Raw genomic sequence first — 18,786 nt, 5'->3', positions numbered from 1 at the left:
AATTATTCGGAGAAACATGCTTTACACTCATAATCAAAAATTTCTACCATCGCTTCAAAAGGATGAATTTCTTCCTCCTATTAGTGCTTGGACATCATTAGCTGGAATATTTCTTGTCGGAACGATTGGTTCTGCGATCGCTCTCTCTTCATGGGTTAAATACAATGTCATGGTGGAAACGGCTGCAACTGTTCGGCCCATAGGCGACACCAAGCTAGTGCAACCATCTATTGAGGGAACTGTTGAAACTATCTTTGTGAAAGAAAATCAGATTGTCAAAAAGGGAGAAGCGATCGCTCGTCTCGATACGGAGCAACTGCAAATCAAAAAAAGCCAACTGCAAGGTAATATCGAACAGGGTAGATTGCAACTAATTCAAATTGATGCCCAAATCGGCGCTTTAGATACTCAGATTATCGCTGAAAAAAGATTCATTGAGCGGAGTGTTTCTTCTGCAAAAGCAGAGTTGACACGCAACCAACGAGAGTATCAAGAACGACAAGTTTCTACCCAAAGCGAATTCCTGGTTTCCAAAGCAAGTTTGCAAAAAGCTAGGGCAAGTTTACAAAAAGCCCAAGCTGATTTAGACTTTGCCCAGATGGATAGCGATCGCTATGAGCAACTAGCACAAGTTGGCGCAATTGGCCGGCGTGAATTTGAACAAAAAAAACTAGTTGTTGAGCAGAGTAAATTAATACTTGAAGCTGAAAGAATATCTATTGAGATTGCTCAGGCTAAATTGCAATCAGCTAAAGTTGTAGTTAATCCTAGTATGGCAATCATTGCGATCGCTCAAGAACGCATTGCCCAAGAAATTGCTAGAGGCGAAGCAACTATCGCTACTTTAAACCAACAAAAACAAGCTTTGATGCAGCGACAAGTTGAAATGCAAACCCAACTCAAGCAATATCAAAAAGAACTTCAACAAATTGAAACTCACCTGCAAAATAGTATCATTCGCGCTACCAGTGACGGTATCATTCTCAAGCTCAATTTGCGAAACCCTGGTCAAGTGGTGCGTGCTAGCGAATCTATTGCTGAAATTGTTCCTCAGAATGCTCCTTTAGTAATTAAAGCAATGATTCCGACCGCAGAGATTAAAAAAGTTGCAGTTGGTCAAAAAGTGCAATTGCGAGTTAATGCCTGTCCATATCCTGATTATGGTACTCTCAATGCTGTTGTCAGTGCCATTTCTCCAGATGTAATTACACCTCAAACTAACAATATTAACGTACCGACATCAGCTGCTGGTGCTGGCTATTTTGAAGCGACTATTCAACCGGAAATGCTGACATTTGGTAATAACGCTCATCAGTGCCATATCCAATCAGGGATGGATGCAAAAGCTAATATTATCTCCCAAGAAGAGACAGCGCTACAATTTATGTTGAGAAAGGCCAGACTTACCACTGATCTATGAGCAGATATGAATGTAATGTCTAGTGTTTACCCACCACAACTTGTTCTTGACTGGCATAGATAGGTAAGAGAATTTTGTCCTTTTTATATTTAGCAATGGCGAGAAATATCCCATGAAATGCGTTAGCGATCTACTGTAAAGTTTTCGGAAATCATCATAGCGCTTTTGGGCAACTATTTTGCAAACGTTGACAGTTTTTTTGGCATAAATATGCCGTGGGTTGCATATAACTTTTTTCTGATGCTACTAAAATAGCTGACATAACAAGATTATGTGAGCGTGGAATTATGTACGCAAATTATACTTTGAATTGTCTACGTTATGTCCATTGTTCGGTTTCTGACATCTTATCATAGTATTCAACAAGCATTGCAATGGTGGTCTTCTAGGCAGTCAACAAAGCTGTTTATAGAAGCAGAGAAAATTCGGGATAATTTATTACAAGACTCTTTTACAATCCGTCGCAACTTAGATTTGTTGTCAGGAGATAATTTAAATTTATCAGACAATAGAATTCAAGAATGCTTAAAGCACATTGATAACTTTCATCACTCTTTAGTGCAATTGAGCGATCGCTTATTTCCAGCATCCCTTCAAGATAGCTTTCCGCTAGCTATTGAGTGTCTATTAGAACCTTGGCTAGCATCGAGTTCGCAGTTATATTTTCAAATCGATATGCCAGTCTATTGGCGACATGAGCCAGCTGAACGCAGTCTAGTTGTTTTAACGGCTTTAAATGAGTTACTGACTATATCTTTAACAGAAGTTTTGACACCAACATCAATTTATATCAATTTAAAACAACACAGCAACATAGGACAATTAATTGTAGAGATTACCTACCCTAATGTCTCTACATTTGTTTTACATTCTCGCCTACCAGAATTAAATTATCTTTGTGAAAGTTTTCGGTTATTAACATCAGGTAAATGCTTTAGTCGCACTAAAAATCTCAGCATTTCTTGGTATTTTTATTGGTAATTATTTTAGAGGTTGTTTGAAAAGTTGTAAAGTATACTCAAAACCCCGCTTCCATTCTTCTCCCCGAAAGGTCGAGAGGCTTTTAAACCCTCATTCTCTTGTAAAAAAGGGGGCTGAGAGGTTAGGTTGTCGAGGCTTAGATGTTACCAAAAAAATTTTAAACATCCTCTTAGTTGCCCTTTACATATTTTTAATATTTACTATATTTAACCGTCATCAAACAATATAATCTGACAGCAAATAATTGGCTAATGTAGATAAATAAGAGGAAAATTAAAATTGTATATTCAATCAGCAGGCTGTTAATTATGAAACAAGAAGTATCCGATAAGTCATTGCTGAAAATTTTGGTAATTGATGACCATGAATCAGTTTTAAGTGGAACGGTAGACATCTTACAAAAACATTATCCTAGTGCTGAAATTGCTACTGCCATAAATGCTAATAATGCTCTCAACCAAATTATTAACCCTGGGCTAGACCTTGTGGTTATGGATCTTTCTATTCCAGAAGATTATGGGATGACAGCACGACCTGATACAGGTGTTCAACTTCTCAGAACTCTCATGAAACACCATCCCAATTTAAATATTATTGTCCAAACCGCTCATGTCAGAACACTAGTGAGAATTAGACCTGATATTGATAGTCATAAAGGAGGTTTTACAGTCGCTGATAAAAGTCTTTCCACCCAAGAAATGTTAACCAGAGTTGATTGGGCATTACAGGGATTAACTCATACGAAAGATATCAAAGGAATTTATGCAGGATTAGAATTTAAACCAGAGTGGCTTAGAGTACTAATTCTTGCATTTGAGGAAGGATTACAAGATAAAGCTATTGCCGAGCGAATGTGTATATCTGAACGAATGGTGCGTCATTACTGGAGTAAGTTACAAGACGCTTTAGATGTTTATCCTGATGAGGGTAAAAATATCCGTATTCAAACTGAAATACGAGCTAGGGAAGAAGGTTTAATTGATTAGTTAATCATCAATATTTAAGGGTTGTCTGTCATTAGTGCTTAATAGAAGTTAATTTTTTTATTTATTAAATTTGCTTACTAATTACTTTTAGCTAAAGGCTAGGAGACAAGCTTATGCAGCCTGGACTTTGGAAAATAATCAAAAAAGAAATTAGCATTTGGCGTGTAGGTGCATTACCAGGAATTGTAGTTATTGCATTGGTGATAATTGCTCATCTTACTGGTTCAATGCAATCTTTAGAGTGGCTAGCTTTTGATAGTCTTCTCCGTCTGCGTCCTGAAGAATCTATCGATGAACGAATCGTGCTTGTGGGAATTAATGAAGATAATATTAGCTCTGATAAAGATTATTTAATAGATTCTTCAATATCAGATCGGGATTTGGCAGCACTGCTGTGGAAAGTACACGCATGTAAACCTAGAGTGATTGGTCTTGATATTTATCGGGATTTAGTAGTTAATCCTGGTAATGAAGAACTAGTTGCAGCTTTTAAAAATATCAAAAATTTAATTGTGATTGAAAAAGTATTGCCTAAGCAAATTGCTGCGCCACCAGGTTTATCCCCAAAACAAATTGGTTTTGCAGATCAGATCACGGATGGTGATGGTAAACTAAGGCGAAGTTTATTAGCAATACCAACAACTCAAGGATACAAGTTATCTTTTTCTCTACGTTTAGCCGAAGCTTATTTAGCTCATGAAGATATTAGCTTAAAAAACGGTATTAGCGATCGCACTCCCATAAAGCTAGGGAATACTGCACTACCAAGATTTTTCCCCAACTCTGGTGGCTATGTACGAACCAATGCAACTGGTGTTCAAACACTGCTCAATTTTCGTAGTGGGCGAGCAAGATTTAGAACTGTATCTTTAAATGATATTAAAAGCAACAAATTTAATTCAGACTGGGTGCGCGATCGCATTGTCATTATCGGCATAACTGGCCCCAGCCGTAAAGACTTTGTAACTACATCTAAGCAACTTGCGAAAAGGCGAGTTTATGGAGAGGAAATTCAAGCACACGCTGCTAGCCAAATTGTCAGTGCAGTACTTGACGATCGACCACTTTTAGACACTTGGCAAGATGAATGGGAATATCTGTGGATTTTTGCCTGGGGTTTTTTAGGAATTGCGATCGCTCGATTGACTAAATCTACTTTGGCAAATCTAATAGTTGTCGGTATTACTAGTGCTACTTTAGTGGTTACTAGTTATTTACTCTTAACTTGGGGTTGGTGGGTTCCAGTAATTCCAACAATTCTTGTCTTAGCTGTAAATGGTATAGAACTTACTGCTTTATATCAATGTGACAAGGTTTTGCGATCGGGACTCAAAGCTAGACAAGATGTCATTGAACGCACATTTGAAACAATTCACAATGGGCCATTACAAAGTCTCGCAAAAGTTTTGAAACTGGTTCGATGCCAAGAATTACCAATGAAAGAATTGCTCCCAGAACTGGAAAAAGAACTGGAGAAATTAAACCACGAACTCCGAGGAATTTATGAGTTTTTACAACGAGAACCGCCAACTCAAGACAGTAGTCTTTATTTAGGAAATACTTTAGTATTAAATTTACAAGACCCTCTTCACGAAATTCTCTATCAAGTTTACAGCTATACTCTAGCGCGAGACTTTCCCTGCTTTAGAAGCATTAAAATTAAAATCCGTACTTTTGAGCCGATAGATGAACGATTCTTAAGCATTGAACAAAAGCAAGGACTCTGCCGATTTTTAGAAGAAGCTTTGTGCAATGTCGGTAAACACGCCACAGGAGTCACCCGCCTCGAAGTCACCTGCTCATCATCTGGAGGCTGGTACACTCTGAGCATCGTTGATAATGGCTTGGGAATTAAATCATCTAGAGAAGGTCGTGGCACACAACAGTTTAGAAATTTAGCAGAGCAACTCAAAGGGAAATTTCAACGAGTGCCTCTTTCTTCTAAAGGAACTATTTGTGAGTTGTCTTGGCCTGTAACTAAGTTTTGGTTCAGTAATAAATAATCTGAAGAAGGCAGAAGGCAAAAAGCAGAGGGGATGTAATAATGCGCGAACTACTGAAATGAATACGCGATATACCGAAATGAGAAAGCATTTAAGCTAAATGAGAAAGCAATATGCCTTTTTGCTTGCTGAATCTACTGAAATGAATACGCGATATACCGAAATGAGAAAGCATTTAAGCTAAATGAGAAAGCAATATGTCTTTTTGCTTGCTGAATCTACTGAAATGAATACGCGATATACTGAAATGAGAAAGCATTTAAACTAAATGAGAAAGCAATATGTCTTTTTGCTTGCTGAATCTACCGAAATGAGAAAGCAATCAGCCTTTTTGCTTTCTAAATACACCAAAATGAGAAAGCAATCAGCAAAATAGCTGACTGAATTTGACTTTTTTATATTGTTCTGATGTAGTAACTGAATAATTACTTATAGCCATTTTCAATCCGGTGAGTACAGGTATGCAAATAGACCTAACCCCCTAACCCCCAACTCGTCGCGGGAAGGGGGAAAATTCAAAGTCTCTCTCCTAAAAGGAGAGAGATTTAGAGAGAGGTTTTCCAGATGCCGTGAAAAGTCAGGTCAGATATTGAGTCAGAGACTCAATGAATGCATTCCCAGTCGGAGACTGGGAACGAGGAAAGTCTTGTTAAGCTAGGTTTTTAGGACTTGTGTGCACACCGTAGCCTTTTAGGAGAGAGGAATGGAAGTGAGGTCAAAATTGCACTTCACCCTTGTGGAGAACCGCTATACCAAAAATATCAGAGGTCTAAAACTCTTCCAAGCAGGATAGAGTTAAGACCTCTGATACTTTTTAATTGCAGTAGGTTCGTTGTGACAGAGTAGGATCTAACACAAAGGGATTATCATTACCTTGGGGTGTGTTAGCGATCGCATTACTGCGTGCTACCTCACCAGCATCAACTGGATCTTCTCCTTGCCACTTACAGAGGGTATCCTTTTGTTTCTGAAAAAAGCTTGCATTCGCTAGTTCTGGGTAGACTGTGCGGAAATAGAAAATTATCCGAGCTATATCTCCTTTCTTCGCCTCCCGTGGTTCAAAAAATCCCCGTTTGAATTCACTGTACTTGTCAATATCTTGGGGATTAGGTTTGAAACTCAGTTCTTCATCGTCGAGATACCAAGACGTAGTTTGATTATCAGGAATCTCTCCAAAGGGAAAGTTGGCGCGATCGCTATTAATTTCCATCCGTGAAGCAAAGAGGTTATGCAAATCGCTTTTTGCTGGGCCTTCAGCTCCCATGCTCTGCGGCCAAACGTGTTCTGCATTGATTCTGTGTCGTGCAGCTTCTTCTCTGGGTTTGTCTGAATTTTGGTTGAGCGGCACACTGTAACCAGCGTAGATGTCTGTTAATATACCGCCTTGGTTATCTATTTTGGTGTAGAGCAAGTCACGAGCGCTACCATATCCGAGGCTAGTACGAGGAGAGTAAAGGCTATCCAGTTTTTCCAGTAAATCATCTCCAGTAATACCAGAAAGAATCGTGCTTGATGTAACTACTGGTTCAGGATTGGTAACTGGGACTGATGTAATAGGAGTAGCTTCTCCAACAGCTGATAGAGTAAACCGAGCAATCACAGGATCGTGATCGCTGGCTGACCTAGAAATACCTGCGTTAACGTGAACAGCATTGATCTCAGGATTTCCATTGTTACGCAAGTTTGGAGTAATCAGGATTTGGTCAATTTGTTCTTTACTTCCTTGAAAAACAAAAGAAAAGCGGTCTGCTAGTGGAATTTTGTTTACCAAATTTTCTAACTGATTTCCTGCAAGAGCTTTTATCGGCCGGGAGTCTGGAGTATCATTCAAATCGCCAAGAACGACAATATTTGCATTTGGGTCAGTAGTTAAACGATCTGCAACAAATTCGTTCACAATTGTTGCTTGCTTTATCCGTTTTGGGTTAGAAGCCGCTCCTCCGCTTTTAGAAGCAAAGTGGTTGTTTATCAGAGTGATAGGAATATTATTGAAAGTAAATTCACCCACTAAAGGTTTGCGACTTTCTAAAAAAGCTGGGTCATCCGCAAAGCGTTCAAGTTTTTGTAGCTTAACTCGTTGAGGATTGAACAAAAAACCTACTCGAATATTGCCGCCTGGTTGGCCTCCATCTCGTCCGTTTTGAGGAGGAATTTCTTGATATTCATACCTTGGGCCTCCTACAGATTGAATTGAATCGATCAAAGTCTTAGCTGTCACAGCAGCATTAACCACTGAACTCAACTCAGCCCCATCATTGTCTTGTACTTCTTGCAAAGCAATAATGTCTGGTGCTTCAAGATTAGTAACAATCTGGTTTGCCAAAGCTGTAAACTTACCGCTTCTGACATCATCATCGACGTTTCTAGTCGAATTGCGATCAACTTTAGAAACATCTTCCTTTTTAGGATCAAGATTTTCGACATTGAAGGTAGCAACCGTCAGTTGTGTAGGACTTCCTACTAAAGATGTAACTTCTACACCATAAGCGATTCCTGAAGGAAGGCAGAATGCAATAAAAACAATAAGGCATAGTGTCTGCAAGACTTTTCGGATAGAACTCATGAACATTGTCCTTAGTTGCAAATAGAGACTGAATTCAGTTGCAGTGCCATCCCAAAGCAATACTTGTCGGGTTTTGGGGAATTGGGTTTGGGGTAAGGGAGACCTCTTGCATAAGTCGAATAGACCCCCCTTAATCCCCCCTTATAAAGGGGGGAAACTTGAAATATTGCCCCCTCCCCTTCACAAGGGGAGGGTTGGGGAGGGGTGATTCAACGATTTTTGCAAGAGGTCTGGGGTAAGAAAAAACCTTTAACCTTTTCCCTTTAACCTTTTCCCCAAACCCAATTCCGAGTTTAAAATGCTTTACCCAAGCAGTATTGCATCCCAAAGAATATGAGAAACAAATAAATTGAAGTCCTTCTCAAGCCATTTGGCTGTGAAAAACAATCTATCTGTCTCAACTCAAATCAAGCATTGAGTGTAAGTTTGTTCTTGTATTAAGAGGTGTACTTAGTTCGACTTTATCCAAAATTAAGAATTTGCTTCTCTTTATACAGCAAAAACCCTAGTCTTTTGGCAAAACTTTTACCATGTCACTGATTATCGGTGAAATCGAAAAAGTAAAACTACAGTCCCACTAAGGTTTCAGCGTTAGCAATCGTGTTCAGAGAAAATGGATAAAGTCGAGCTTAGATTTCAAAAAAGAAATTATTGCCATCATACAGCAGTTATTTGGTATTTATCAACTTGTTCTTAAGTTACTTTTTGGTAAGAAATTGCTACTAGAGTATCCCAGTTTTTTGCGAAGATATAATCAGGCGAAAACAAACCAATGCTTAACCATTAGTTATATTTTCCTTAACATTTGCGAGTGCGATCGCAAGTACCCAAAAAACTTTAGAACTCCGTATTAAATTATCAACAAACTTGAGTATTTATCATTCAATCTTTTGTAGAGACGGCGATTTATCGCGTTTTTGGCTCTAGAATTTTCGTCAAAAAACCTTAACCGAACCGTATTGAGGGTGGGGTAAAACCTTGGTTGATCAGCTATTTCAGACTTGTGTATACACCGTAGCCTTTTTAAGTGGGGTTGGGGGGATAAACAAGTGCCTAAAATTACAGCGAAACACTTTTAAAATATCCTCTAAGACCCTCTTCAAATCTGGGTTTTAGGATTGTTACAAAATATGTAGAGAAGACACAGGCTTAATAAAGACTTTAATTCATAGATTTTTCGGAAATCACTGCTTCACAAAGCTATAACTTTGTCTGACACAAAATGTAACTAATTTGTCAGAAAAAGCTAATGAATTTATTAATCAAGTTTTATATATTTTAAATATCAACAAGAAATTAAACATCAAAGAGCAAATATAAATTATACAAAACTTTCAGCTTTGGAAGAAGTTATAAATCTGACTAAAGTCTGCGCCAGTAAGATAAATATGGCATTTAACGAATTATTAAACACTGCCATAGTTAATCAACCTAATGTTAGCTGGGGATAAAAATATGCTAGAAGTAAATAACTTGTTTAACCAAATCGAACGATGTTTATATCTAAGGACTGCCCAACTAGACAACAAAAATATTGAGGCGCTAGCAGACACCTGGAATCATTACCTCAAAACTTTACATGAAGCGATCGCTGAATCCAATACAGCCAAGCAAATTGCTCAAAGAGATTATGAAAAAGTCCAAGCTCTTGCGATCGCTTGGGAAAAACAAATGCAAGTTGCTTTGACTAACTCCAGCGAAGAGGAGGTTCGTCAGGCACTAGTGCATAAACAAATTTATACTGCAAGGGCACGACAACTAAAAACCTTAGTCGAACGTCATATTATCCATATCAGCACCCTGAAAACCCAATTGGCTTATTGGGAAAATCAACCTTATTCTCAAGTCTCGTAAATTGACGAAGGTACTGGCTCTAAAAAGTATTTTGCTCATCAACCGTGCCACTATAGAAATATAGAGTTGCAAATTGAGCAATAGGAAGACTAAAGAACACTGTGCAGATAACATTCTTAGGGACGAGTTCCGGTGTACCCACGCGATCGCGCAATGTTTCCAGTGTCGCTCTGAGATTACCACAAAGGGCAGAACTCTGGTTATTCGATTGTGGCGAAGGCACCCAGCATCAAATTATGCGGAGTGAACTGAAAATCAGTCAACTCTCCCGAATTTTTATCACCCACATGCACGGCGACCACATCTTTGGCTTGATGGGACTTCTTGCTACTTGCGGCTTGGCTGGCAATGTAGAACGAATCGATATCTATGGCCCACCTGGATTAAATGATTACATTCACTCCGCCTCACGTTACTCCCACACCCACTTTTCTTACCCAATTAAAGTTCACGCCATCCGTCCAGGGGTAATTTATGAAGACGAGGACTTCACGGTTAGCTGTGGTAACTTGCATCACCGCATTCCCGCTTTCGGCTACCGCGTAGCCGAAAAAGACCGTTCAGGACGCTTTGATGTGGAAAAAGCCAAAGCGTTGCAAATTCCTGCTGGTCGGATTTACGGTCAACTCAAGCGCGGTGAAACAGTTACCCTTGACGACGGACGGGTGATTGATGGCACCCAATTGTGCGGCCCCACAGAAATTGGGCGAAAGATTGCCTATTGTACAGACACAATTTATTGTGATGGGGCAGTGGAATTAGCTCATGATGTAGATGTATTAATTCACGAAGCAACCTTTGCCCATCAAGATGCAGATATGGCTTTTCAGCGATTGCATTCCACAACCACAATGGCAGCGCAAACAGCTTTAGCTGCTGGGGCACATCGGTTGATTATGAGTCATTTTAGTCCCCGCTATGCTCCCGGAAATACCTTGGAATTGAAGGATCTCCTTAAAGAAGCCCGTGCTATTTTTCCCCGTACTGATATGGCTCACGATTTTATGATTCATGAAGTACCCAGGCGACGGGAAGTAGAGTTAACCAAGGTAGGCGTTTAAGTTTTGGATTTTAGATTTTAGATTTCCTATTGAACCCTTCTAATCTAAAATCTAAAATTAACCAGGCTTTATCTTGGCGTTTAGTAGTTCAACTCATAACATCCAGCAAATAGACAGCAGTTTAATTTTATGAGTAAGTCAACTAGTTAACCAACGATTTACGGTTAGCTCAGTGTATCAAGAATATAGAAATAGTATGGTTTAAATATTTTTATCAATATGTTTTTTAAATTACAAGTTATCAAAATAACTTGATTGTAATAGTACAGTTATGAATCAGAAAAGTTTTTACTTAAATACTTAGGAAAAATAATTAATTTTTCGTCAAGATTTTTCTTCCTTAAATAAAATATTTATTCAAAATTTATTCTTCCAACACTGATTAAGAATTTATATGCATGAATTGATGAACATGAAAGCGCCAGTTGGCATAATATTCTGCCAAGTGAGCTTGTCATCGTTGGAAGAAAAATTCAGTATGCTATTGCAGCTATTAGGTGTAAAAAAATCATTTCACATTTTTCATAAATCTTCCAAATAAATATAGTGTTTCGATATTAGAGGAGATGGATAGTGGCTAAGACTAGTCTGAATAAAGAGCAACAGGTTACTACTTCAGCACAAAGTGCAGTTGGCATCAGACAACTATCTACTATTTTGCTTCGTCAACGCTTTCTCATCTTGGGAGTTTCCTGTGTAGTTATGTCAGCGGCTAGCCTCTTAGCTGTCATTGCCAAACCTACTTACCAGAGCAATATGCAGATATTGGTGAGTTCCAATTTATCTGAAGGGGCACAGTCAAATAATATCCCAGTTGGGGTAGATACTCAGGTTACTGATTCCACTACTCAGATGAAACTTATGCTGAGTTCTAAGCTGCTCCAGAAAGCCGTAGATTCACTTCGTTCTAATTATCCTGATATCACCTTAGAAGATATCAATGGTCAAAAAGAACAGAGCAAAAAAGCACCTCTGGAAGTGACTCTAGAAGAGAAAAGCATAGGAGCTAATAAAGTTTTTAATCAAGTATTTGAAGTTTCTTTCAATGATGACGATCCAGTTAAAGCGCAAAGAGTACTTCAATCTCTACAAAAAGTCTATCAAAACTACAATAAAGAGCAACAAAAAGAACGTCTGAATCAGGGATTAGCATTTGTAAACGCTCGCCTACCTGAGATAAAAAAAGAGGTGAGTAAAGCTGATAAAAATTTGGAACAGTTTCGCAAGAAACATAAATTACTCGATCCTGAAGTCCAAAGTAAAATCCTGCTAGAATCTTTAGCCGATATTCAACAGCAGCTACAAACCACTCGTGCCAACCTTCAAGATGTAAACGCTCGCTACAGTAACCTAGAGCAACAAATAGCATCTTCATCCCAGCAAAATACACTAATTTCTTCTCGTTTAAATCAGTCAAGCCGCTACCAAGCGCTATTGAGTGAAATTCAAAATACTGAACTAGCTTTGGCTAAAGAGCGGCTGCGCTATACAGAGGATTACCCATCAGTACAAAAACTAAAGCAGCAACGCCAAAGTCAACTGTCGCTATTACGAGAAGAAGTAAAAACTATTACTAATAGCAGTAAAAGTGAACCACTCTTACAAGGGCAAATCGTAGGGGTTGAGCCAAAGCTAGTAGACGAGTTAATTCTGGTACAGACAACTGTCTTAGGACTAACTGCCAATGAAAAAAATCTAGCCGAGTCAGAACAGCGACTCCGCTCCGAGCTAAACAAATACCCAAGCTTAATCGCAGAGTACAACAGTCTACTGCCAAAGGTAGAAACTAGTCGTAAAACTCTTGAACAACTGCTCCAAGCGCAACAATCCTTGGGGCTGAAAATTGCTCAGGAAGGATATAACTGGCAAGTTTTGACCGAACCTACTCTGGGTACTTATATGGGGAGCAACAGATTATTACTTTTGCTGGGGGGAGCAGCAATTGGGCCAATTTTAGGTATCTTAGCAGCCCTAATTTTGGAAAAATTTAATGACGCTATTTATTGTGCGGGAGATTTAAAGAAACTGACGAACCTACGTGTATTGGGATCAGTACCAAAACTACCATCGCGTGGTGTCAAAAAGCGGCGGCTGGGACTGCCTTGGAATAGTCGGCGAAGCTCAGATTCTTCTGTAATAGAAGCCACTCCTAAATTGCCAGTCCATGAAACTTTGGACATGATCTACCAAAATATTCAAATATTAAAATATCCCTTGCCTTTCAAGTCGCTGATGTTTACTTCAGCACTACCAGGGGAAGGGAAGACAACCTTAGTATTAGGGCTTGTGGCTAGTGCTAGCCGGATGCATCGACGAGTATTAGTAATTGATGCTAACCTACACAATCCTAGCTTGCACAAAATCCTAGAGCTATCCAATGACTGGGGACTATCTCTGTTATTAGTTGATGAGACAACTACTCATTTTCAAGATTACATCCAGCCCATTCACCCCTCCATTGATATTTTGACTGCTGGGCCGGAACCAGAAGATACGGTTAAGTTGCTCAGTTCTCAACGGATGAAAGAATTAATAGAGTTGTTTGAACAAAATTATGACTTAGTACTGATAGATGCTCCACCTATTTTAGGCACGGTTGATGCCAGGATTGTGGCATCTTTTTGCAACGGTATTGTGATGGTAGAGCGGATGGGGAAAGTGACCCGAACTGAACTGACTCAAGCAACAGAAATTTTGAGTAAGTTGAATTTGATTGGAATTATCGCTAATGAAGTGAGCAATTCTCAAAAGGTATTGGCATCGTAAATTGAAGAAGCAGAGAGGCATTCCTCATCTCCCCTGCCCTCTTCACCTAATTTCTACCTGATAGCTAAAGCAAAATGCATAATTAGTAGGAGGTGGCAACCTCCTGCGTTGGAGAAGTGTCTCATCTTAAAGTAGTAGACGCCATAGTTCAAAGCGTCAATTAGATACTAGTGTGATTAGATGATCAGCATGAAATTCCAACTTTACTTAGGCTCTTTATTTTCCCAGATTAAAGTACGTCATTGGTGGGTCAGTGTCTTATTGTGGATAGCTTTGGTTGCCCCAGCCCAAGCGTCTGTAATTCTGCGCGTGGCAATTGAGAGGGGCGTTAATCAGGTAAAAGTGGGCAGTTCCACCACTGGGATTGTCAAGGATAGTACTGGCCGGACTCTTGGACAGTTACCAGCGATGAGTGCATATTATGCCCAAGCCATTCCTGGTGGAGTTGCTTTAGATAAGTGGCAGTCTGGTTTATTTTGGATTGAGCCAACTGGTAAAGGATTCGTTTATATTGGCGATCGCTGGTATCGAGGCAGAACTCTGGTTGTCCCCACAGAAAAAGGCTTAACTGCTGTTAACTGGGTTGATGATCAAGAATATCTCTACAGCGTTCTCGGTGGCGAAATGAATGCTAGCTGGCCCCAAGAAGCACTAAAAGCCCAAGCGATCGCAGCCCGCACTTATGCCCTCTACGAACGAGAAAAACAACGGAATAATCCCATTTACGATTTAGGTAATACCCCCGATCGCTGGCAAATTTACAAAGGCGTGATCAGTGAATCTCCTGCTACTTATAAAGCAGTGGATGAAACAGCAGGGCAAGTACTAACTTATAACAACAAGATTATTCTCTCAGTTTTCCACGCTTGTTCTGGAGGACATACCGAAAACGTGGAAGACGTTTGGGGAAATGCCTTGCCGTACCTACGGGCTGTTCAAGACTACGATCAAAATATCAGCGCGTGTAATTGGGTAAAAACCTTCTCGCCCAGTGAGATTAGCGCTAAATTCCCTGAAGTGGGTAATGTCACGGCGATGATTCCGGAAACATTCTCGCCTTTCCGCAGTGTTAAAGTCTTGAAAATTGTCGGTAGCAAGGGCACAAAAGTTTTACAGCGCGAGCAAGTGCGGACAGCGCTGAAGCTAAAAAGTACCCGCTTTAGCGTCACGAAGGGAGCCGATGGCAATTTTGTACTCCAAGGGCTTGGCTTTGGTCATGGTTTAGGCATGAGTCAGTGGGGGGCGTATAATTTGGCACGGCAAGGAGTGAACCACCTACAAATTTTGGGACATTATTATCAAGGTGTAGCCCTAACACCAATTCAGGCGAAGTAGTTGGGGGTTGGGGGTTGGGGATTGGGGATTGGGTGCAGAGGAGAAGAATTTTCCCTCTGCTCCCTATTTCCTGTCCCCTATTCCCCACTCCCCCGTTCCAAGCGTTTTTGCCATTCAGCGTCAATTTGTGCAGAACGTTCAGCTTCCTGGTCGAGTAAGTCAGTTTCACTGGAATACACTAAATCTTTGTTGCCAATGACTTTTTCTGCGGCAAATTGTTGGGCATAGTCGATTTTTTGTTGCAAAGGTACATCAGGACTTGCTAGTAGCCTTGCTCTGGAAAGGCGATCGCGATTGCGATCGCCAATTTTGCGATTACGCCAGCGAATCCAGAAATAACGCAATAACGGTATACCTAAGAAACCTGCTCCGTAAGCCAATAGCAGCCAATAAATTCCTTGTACAAAAGCTACCAATCCACCTAATTGGACGGCAACAGTGCCATCTCTCAACAAACTTCCCAGTACTAAGGCACCAACAAAATTTAGTATCCCCAACCCAGCACTCAGCATAATTTGCCCTGAACTTGCGGCACTAAAACGCCAGGGAAATTCCTCCAAGTGATCTGATATTGCATGACGGCGCTTTTTAGTTGCACTCACCTGCAACTCTGGAAAGTAATAAACAATTTGCCCTTCTGGACTTACCCCTGGTTGCCCATTAAATCGCGTCAGAACGGGCAGCATATAATCTTCGTACTCTCTTGTATATCCCTCGCCAATGTCATCCAAATATGGGGCAATTTGTTCTGCTACCACTGCACCACGGTTACTGCGAATCACCGTAGCAATTTCTTGCCAGCGACGTTCTTCTAGGTTGGCATTAGGATTACCATCGCCAAACAAAAACGAAAACACAGCTTCAAAGAAATTTAGATCACTTTCTTCCTGGCTTCCGCGTCGTCGTTCCTGGTAGTGGGTGTCATAATTTGGGCTAAGATACCAGAATAAATTAGGAAAATAGAAGAACCCCCCACCACCGGAATTATTGCCACGATTGTCGCCATCACGGTCTGAATTGGCAGCGGTAATAATGATGAAGATGGTAACAGTTATCAGGGCGATGGAAACAGTTAAGAAGATTCCAAAAGAAATGCGAATCAGGTAAAACAGAACACTCCAGACCTTTTTCCACCATTCCTGCAATCGTAACCGAAAGTATTTATTACGCAAAATTGCTCGGAAGTTTTGTGGAAAAAGGTAAACTATATCACCTGAATCCGCTACCTGTAAATGTCCCCCAGCATCAGATGCCAGGGCTAACAAGCTTTGATTAGCTTCAGCGACGTTCAATCCTGCCTGAGTTGCCACATCACCAACAGTGACACGATAACCCAGTTGTTCCACAGCCTGCATGATGGTGGGACTGGGAGCCATTGCTCTCCCCTCCTATTGAAAATTATTCCTTTTCTTAAGTATAAAGTTTTATTTTGAGCGACTTAGCAAGGGTAGAGGTAACAATTCAAAATTCAAAGTGTTGACGTTCGGTCTTCAACTCTTTAATTGACTAGACAATCAACAAATGATCTGACACGCAAAATGATATAATTACTCTCCTCAGCTTGGTTAAATCAGCAAATTTTCTGCTCAAATATGGTTCAATACACTCTTGCTCAAAGCCCAGAAATTATCCTTACCGTTTCTGGAAAAGATTCAGCCAAAGCCCGTGACAAAGCAATGGATCAGTTGATGGAACTGATGGATGCAGGTAAACTACCTACGGAACTGGAAGAAGGATTTGGCCCTCAACAATTAATTGAGGTTAAAGAGTCAACTATTGATACTGCTAACGGTGAGGATACCATTACACAAGCTGTGCAGGTTTTGAGTAACCTGGCCACACTCAAGCTGAAAGTTCAGGAATCACGATCTGAAGCGTTGGAAATTCGCAAAGCGGTTGATGTTCTGTTCACCGATGAGTCGGTAACAGAAGAGGAAATTACTCGACTCAAGGAAGGTTTTAAAGTTCTCAAAAATTTTGCCCAAGCTAATGTGCGTTACCAAGAAGCGCGATCTAAAGCAGAACAGGCTCGGCAAATTCTGGATCAAGCTCTCAAATCGCCTGACAAGTAGGATTTATAAAATCAGATGCATTGAGACGCATCTTAAAATACAATTAAATACTCTAAAAGACAGGCATAACAGCCTGTCTTTAGATTTACTGGGGCGCTAGGATTCGAACCCAGGAATGGCGAGACCAAAACCCGCTGCCTTACCACTTGGCGACGCCCCAATGAATTCACTATAGTAAATATAGCATTTAGTCCTGGGTTAATGTCAAGTACTTTAATAGTTGATTTCAGATAAGAGGTTTTTAACCTTGGGTATTGATTGGTCGAAATCGTTGCACTTAGACTCTTTCATGACTTTGGGGTTAACCCTTGAATCTTTGGGGTTAAGGCAGAAAATTCTGCGATCGCGATTCTTTATGCATCTAAAATATGCTTCACTTAATGATGAACGCCTTGGGGCCTGTTCCTCCTATCTAGGGACACACTATTTCTTCTTATTGATGACTTGTTGGTAAATTGCGATCAACTGCTGATAATTAGCTTCGGGAGCATACTTATTCTCATAAACCTGGCGAGCATTTTTGCCCATAGTTCTCATAGTTTCAGGATGAGTGTTTGCCCATTCTATTTTGGCTGCCATATCTGTAGAGTTGCCTGCTTCAAAATGTAAACCAGTTACTCCATCCTCTACAATTTCTACCATACTACCTAATTTGGACACCAGTACAGGTAGACCACAGGCAAAAGCTTCAGCAATAGTCAAGGGAAAACCTTCATACCAAATGGAAGGAAATACTAAAAATCGTGCATTCTGCATTAGTGCCAACACTGTTGGCTTATCCTGAAACCCTAAAAATTCGATGAAATTTTCGGAACTGGTATTTTTAATCTGTTGCTGCAACTTTTGGCGCCAAGGGCCATCACCCACAATTTTTAGTGGTGTGCATAAGTTCTTCTGTATATACGCATCAATTAAAACAGAAACTCCCTTTTCTTCAGACAATCTACCAACAAAAAGTAAGTAGTCACTATGTCCACCATTTTGGTTTCGATAGTCTGGAGCAAACACAAAATTAGGTTTGATGTAGAACTTTTCAGCTGGCAGTCCAGCCTGTAACATTTTGTCTTTTTGAAATTGGGTAAAGACAATATAAGCATCTACCTGTTCCTGCCAAGTACCTCGCAACCTATGCCAGCTGTTCATTGCTGCTATCACCGAGCTTTGTACACGTGAGTTGCGGTAGCAGCCATGTACAACACTAGACCACGGTACTCTTTGTCCAAAGCAATCCACACAAACTTTTGCATCTCGAAAAGGCATTGCTTTGGGACAAGCAAGCCGATAGTTATGAAGAGTTTGGACAATACTTAGACCATACTCTCGACAAGCATCATATATAGAAGGAGAGAGTAGAGGGAAAAAGTTATGTACGTGGACGACATCAGGGCGGAGTTGGGAAATTTGGATGCGAACTTGTTGTTTTGCTGAATGTGAGTAAATTGCACTAATACCAGTTGCAACTTTATCCCAGGTATTTTTAATATCATGATTACTGACTTCTAGTAAAGATACCTGATGACCATTTGCTTTCAGCAAGGATTGTTCCGCTTTTACTACACCATCCTCACCGCCTGCAAGTTGATAACGGTTATGTATCAACAGCACTTTCATGCAGTTAACTCTCTGAATAGTGAAAGGAAAGAACCAACTAGTAGATCATGCAAAGCAATTACATCCTGATTTATAGTAGTTTTACTGTTCTATAGCTGATTTTTCTATAATTCGCGACACTACAGCCAATTTTT

General features: G+C 40.2%; 12 protein-coding genes and 1 tRNA gene. 9 read left to right on the top strand and 4 right to left on the bottom strand.

Features of this window, described 5'->3' with window-relative positions; all coding sequences use genetic code 11:
* The first annotated feature begins 16 nt into the window (after window positions 1-16).
* From ACWATR_RS23035 to ACWATR_RS23020, 4 genes are all read left to right on the top strand, one after another.
* Window positions 17-1,420, top strand: coding sequence for an HlyD family secretion protein (locus ACWATR_RS23035; RefSeq protein ID WP_460337511.1), 1,404 nt, complete (start codon window positions 17-19; stop codon window positions 1,418-1,420).
* 321 nt (window positions 1,421-1,741) lie between these two features.
* Window positions 1,742-2,401, top strand: a complete 660-nt coding sequence (locus tag ACWATR_RS23030; protein WP_460337508.1) for a hypothetical protein — start codon at window positions 1,742-1,744, stop codon at window positions 2,399-2,401.
* 308 nt (window positions 2,402-2,709) lie between these two features.
* Window positions 2,710-3,387, top strand: a complete 678-nt coding sequence (locus ACWATR_RS23025) for a response regulator (protein WP_460337506.1) — start codon at window positions 2,710-2,712, stop codon at window positions 3,385-3,387.
* 113 nt (window positions 3,388-3,500) lie between these two features.
* The gene (locus ACWATR_RS23020; protein ID WP_460337503.1) at window positions 3,501-5,390 is read left to right on the top strand and encodes a CHASE2 domain-containing protein; all 1,890 of its coding nucleotides are present in this window, start codon (window positions 3,501-3,503) and stop codon (window positions 5,388-5,390) included.
* Between the two features lie 814 nt (window positions 5,391-6,204).
* On the opposite strand, the gene ACWATR_RS23015 is transcribed toward ACWATR_RS23020, so the two are convergent.
* Window positions 6,205-7,953: an endonuclease gene (locus ACWATR_RS23015; RefSeq protein WP_460337499.1), complete on the bottom strand. Its 1,749-nt coding sequence runs from the start codon at window positions 7,951-7,953 to the stop codon at window positions 6,205-6,207.
* A gap of 1,455 nt (window positions 7,954-9,408) precedes the next feature.
* Between ACWATR_RS23015 and ACWATR_RS23010 the strand changes: the two genes are divergently transcribed.
* The 4 genes from ACWATR_RS23010 (at window position 9,409) to ACWATR_RS22995 (ending at window position 14,969) form a co-directional block, all read left to right on the top strand.
* A complete protein-coding gene (locus ACWATR_RS23010) occupies window positions 9,409-9,807 on the top strand; it encodes a hypothetical protein (RefSeq protein ID WP_460337496.1) in 399 nt (132 codons plus the stop codon).
* A 101-nt stretch (window positions 9,808-9,908) separates the two neighbouring features.
* The gene (locus ACWATR_RS23005; RefSeq protein WP_069073705.1) at window positions 9,909-10,868 is read left to right on the top strand and encodes a ribonuclease Z; all 960 of its coding nucleotides are present in this window, start codon (window positions 9,909-9,911) and stop codon (window positions 10,866-10,868) included.
* Between the two features lie 573 nt (window positions 10,869-11,441).
* Window positions 11,442-13,634: a GumC family protein gene (locus ACWATR_RS23000; protein WP_460337486.1), complete on the top strand. Its 2,193-nt coding sequence runs from the start codon at window positions 11,442-11,444 to the stop codon at window positions 13,632-13,634.
* A gap of 189 nt (window positions 13,635-13,823) precedes the next feature.
* Complete coding sequence (locus ACWATR_RS22995) at window positions 13,824-14,969, top strand: SpoIID/LytB domain-containing protein (protein WP_420761171.1); 1,146 nt, start codon at window positions 13,824-13,826, stop codon at window positions 14,967-14,969.
* 77 nt (window positions 14,970-15,046) lie between these two features.
* Here the strand turns inward: ACWATR_RS22995 and ACWATR_RS22990 are convergent, their stop codons facing one another.
* Window positions 15,047-16,345 (bottom strand): hypothetical protein, encoded by a 1,299-nt coding sequence (locus ACWATR_RS22990; protein WP_460337483.1) that lies wholly within the window; start codon window positions 16,343-16,345, stop codon window positions 15,047-15,049.
* 216 nt (window positions 16,346-16,561) lie between these two features.
* On the opposite strand from ACWATR_RS22990, the gene ACWATR_RS22985 reads away from it, so the two are divergent.
* The gene (locus ACWATR_RS22985) at window positions 16,562-17,041 is read left to right on the top strand and encodes a hypothetical protein (protein WP_460337480.1); all 480 of its coding nucleotides are present in this window, start codon (window positions 16,562-16,564) and stop codon (window positions 17,039-17,041) included.
* Between the two features lie 88 nt (window positions 17,042-17,129).
* On the opposite strand, the gene ACWATR_RS22980 is transcribed toward ACWATR_RS22985, so the two are convergent.
* Both ACWATR_RS22980 and ACWATR_RS22975 read right to left on the bottom strand, forming a co-directional pair.
* A tRNA-Gln gene (locus tag ACWATR_RS22980) sits at window positions 17,130-17,201 on the bottom strand.
* Between the two features lie 263 nt (window positions 17,202-17,464).
* Window positions 17,465-18,652, bottom strand: coding sequence for a glycosyltransferase family 4 protein (locus ACWATR_RS22975; RefSeq protein ID WP_460337477.1), 1,188 nt, complete (start codon window positions 18,650-18,652; stop codon window positions 17,465-17,467).
* Between the last annotated feature and the right edge of the window lie 134 nt (window positions 18,653-18,786).

The organism is Nostoc sp. UIC 10890 (assembly GCF_054786515.1).
Note: the sequence above shows the minus strand (reverse complement) of the source record. Positions and strands in the feature narration are given on the sequence as shown.

Coding starts and splice junctions, on each gene's coding strand:
- ACWATR_RS22995 (WP_420761171.1), top strand. CDS start 13,824: ATGAAATTCCAACTTTACTTAGGCTCTTTATTTTCCCAGATTAAAGTA.
- ACWATR_RS23035 (WP_460337511.1), top strand. CDS start 17: ATGCTTTACACTCATAATCAAAAATTTCTACCATCGCTTCAAAAGGAT.
- ACWATR_RS22975 (WP_460337477.1), bottom strand. CDS start 18,652: ATGAAAGTGCTGTTGATACATAACCGTTATCAACTTGCAGGCGGTGAG.
- ACWATR_RS22990 (WP_460337483.1), bottom strand. CDS start 16,345: ATGGCTCCCAGTCCCACCATCATGCAGGCTGTGGAACAACTGGGTTAT.
- ACWATR_RS23025 (WP_460337506.1), top strand. CDS start 2,710: ATGAAACAAGAAGTATCCGATAAGTCATTGCTGAAAATTTTGGTAATT.
- ACWATR_RS23030 (WP_460337508.1), top strand. CDS start 1,742: ATGTCCATTGTTCGGTTTCTGACATCTTATCATAGTATTCAACAAGCA.
- ACWATR_RS23020 (WP_460337503.1), top strand. CDS start 3,501: ATGCAGCCTGGACTTTGGAAAATAATCAAAAAAGAAATTAGCATTTGG.
- ACWATR_RS22985 (WP_460337480.1), top strand. CDS start 16,562: ATGGTTCAATACACTCTTGCTCAAAGCCCAGAAATTATCCTTACCGTT.
- ACWATR_RS23015 (WP_460337499.1), bottom strand. CDS start 7,953: ATGAGTTCTATCCGAAAAGTCTTGCAGACACTATGCCTTATTGTTTTT.
- ACWATR_RS23010 (WP_460337496.1), top strand. CDS start 9,409: ATGCTAGAAGTAAATAACTTGTTTAACCAAATCGAACGATGTTTATAT.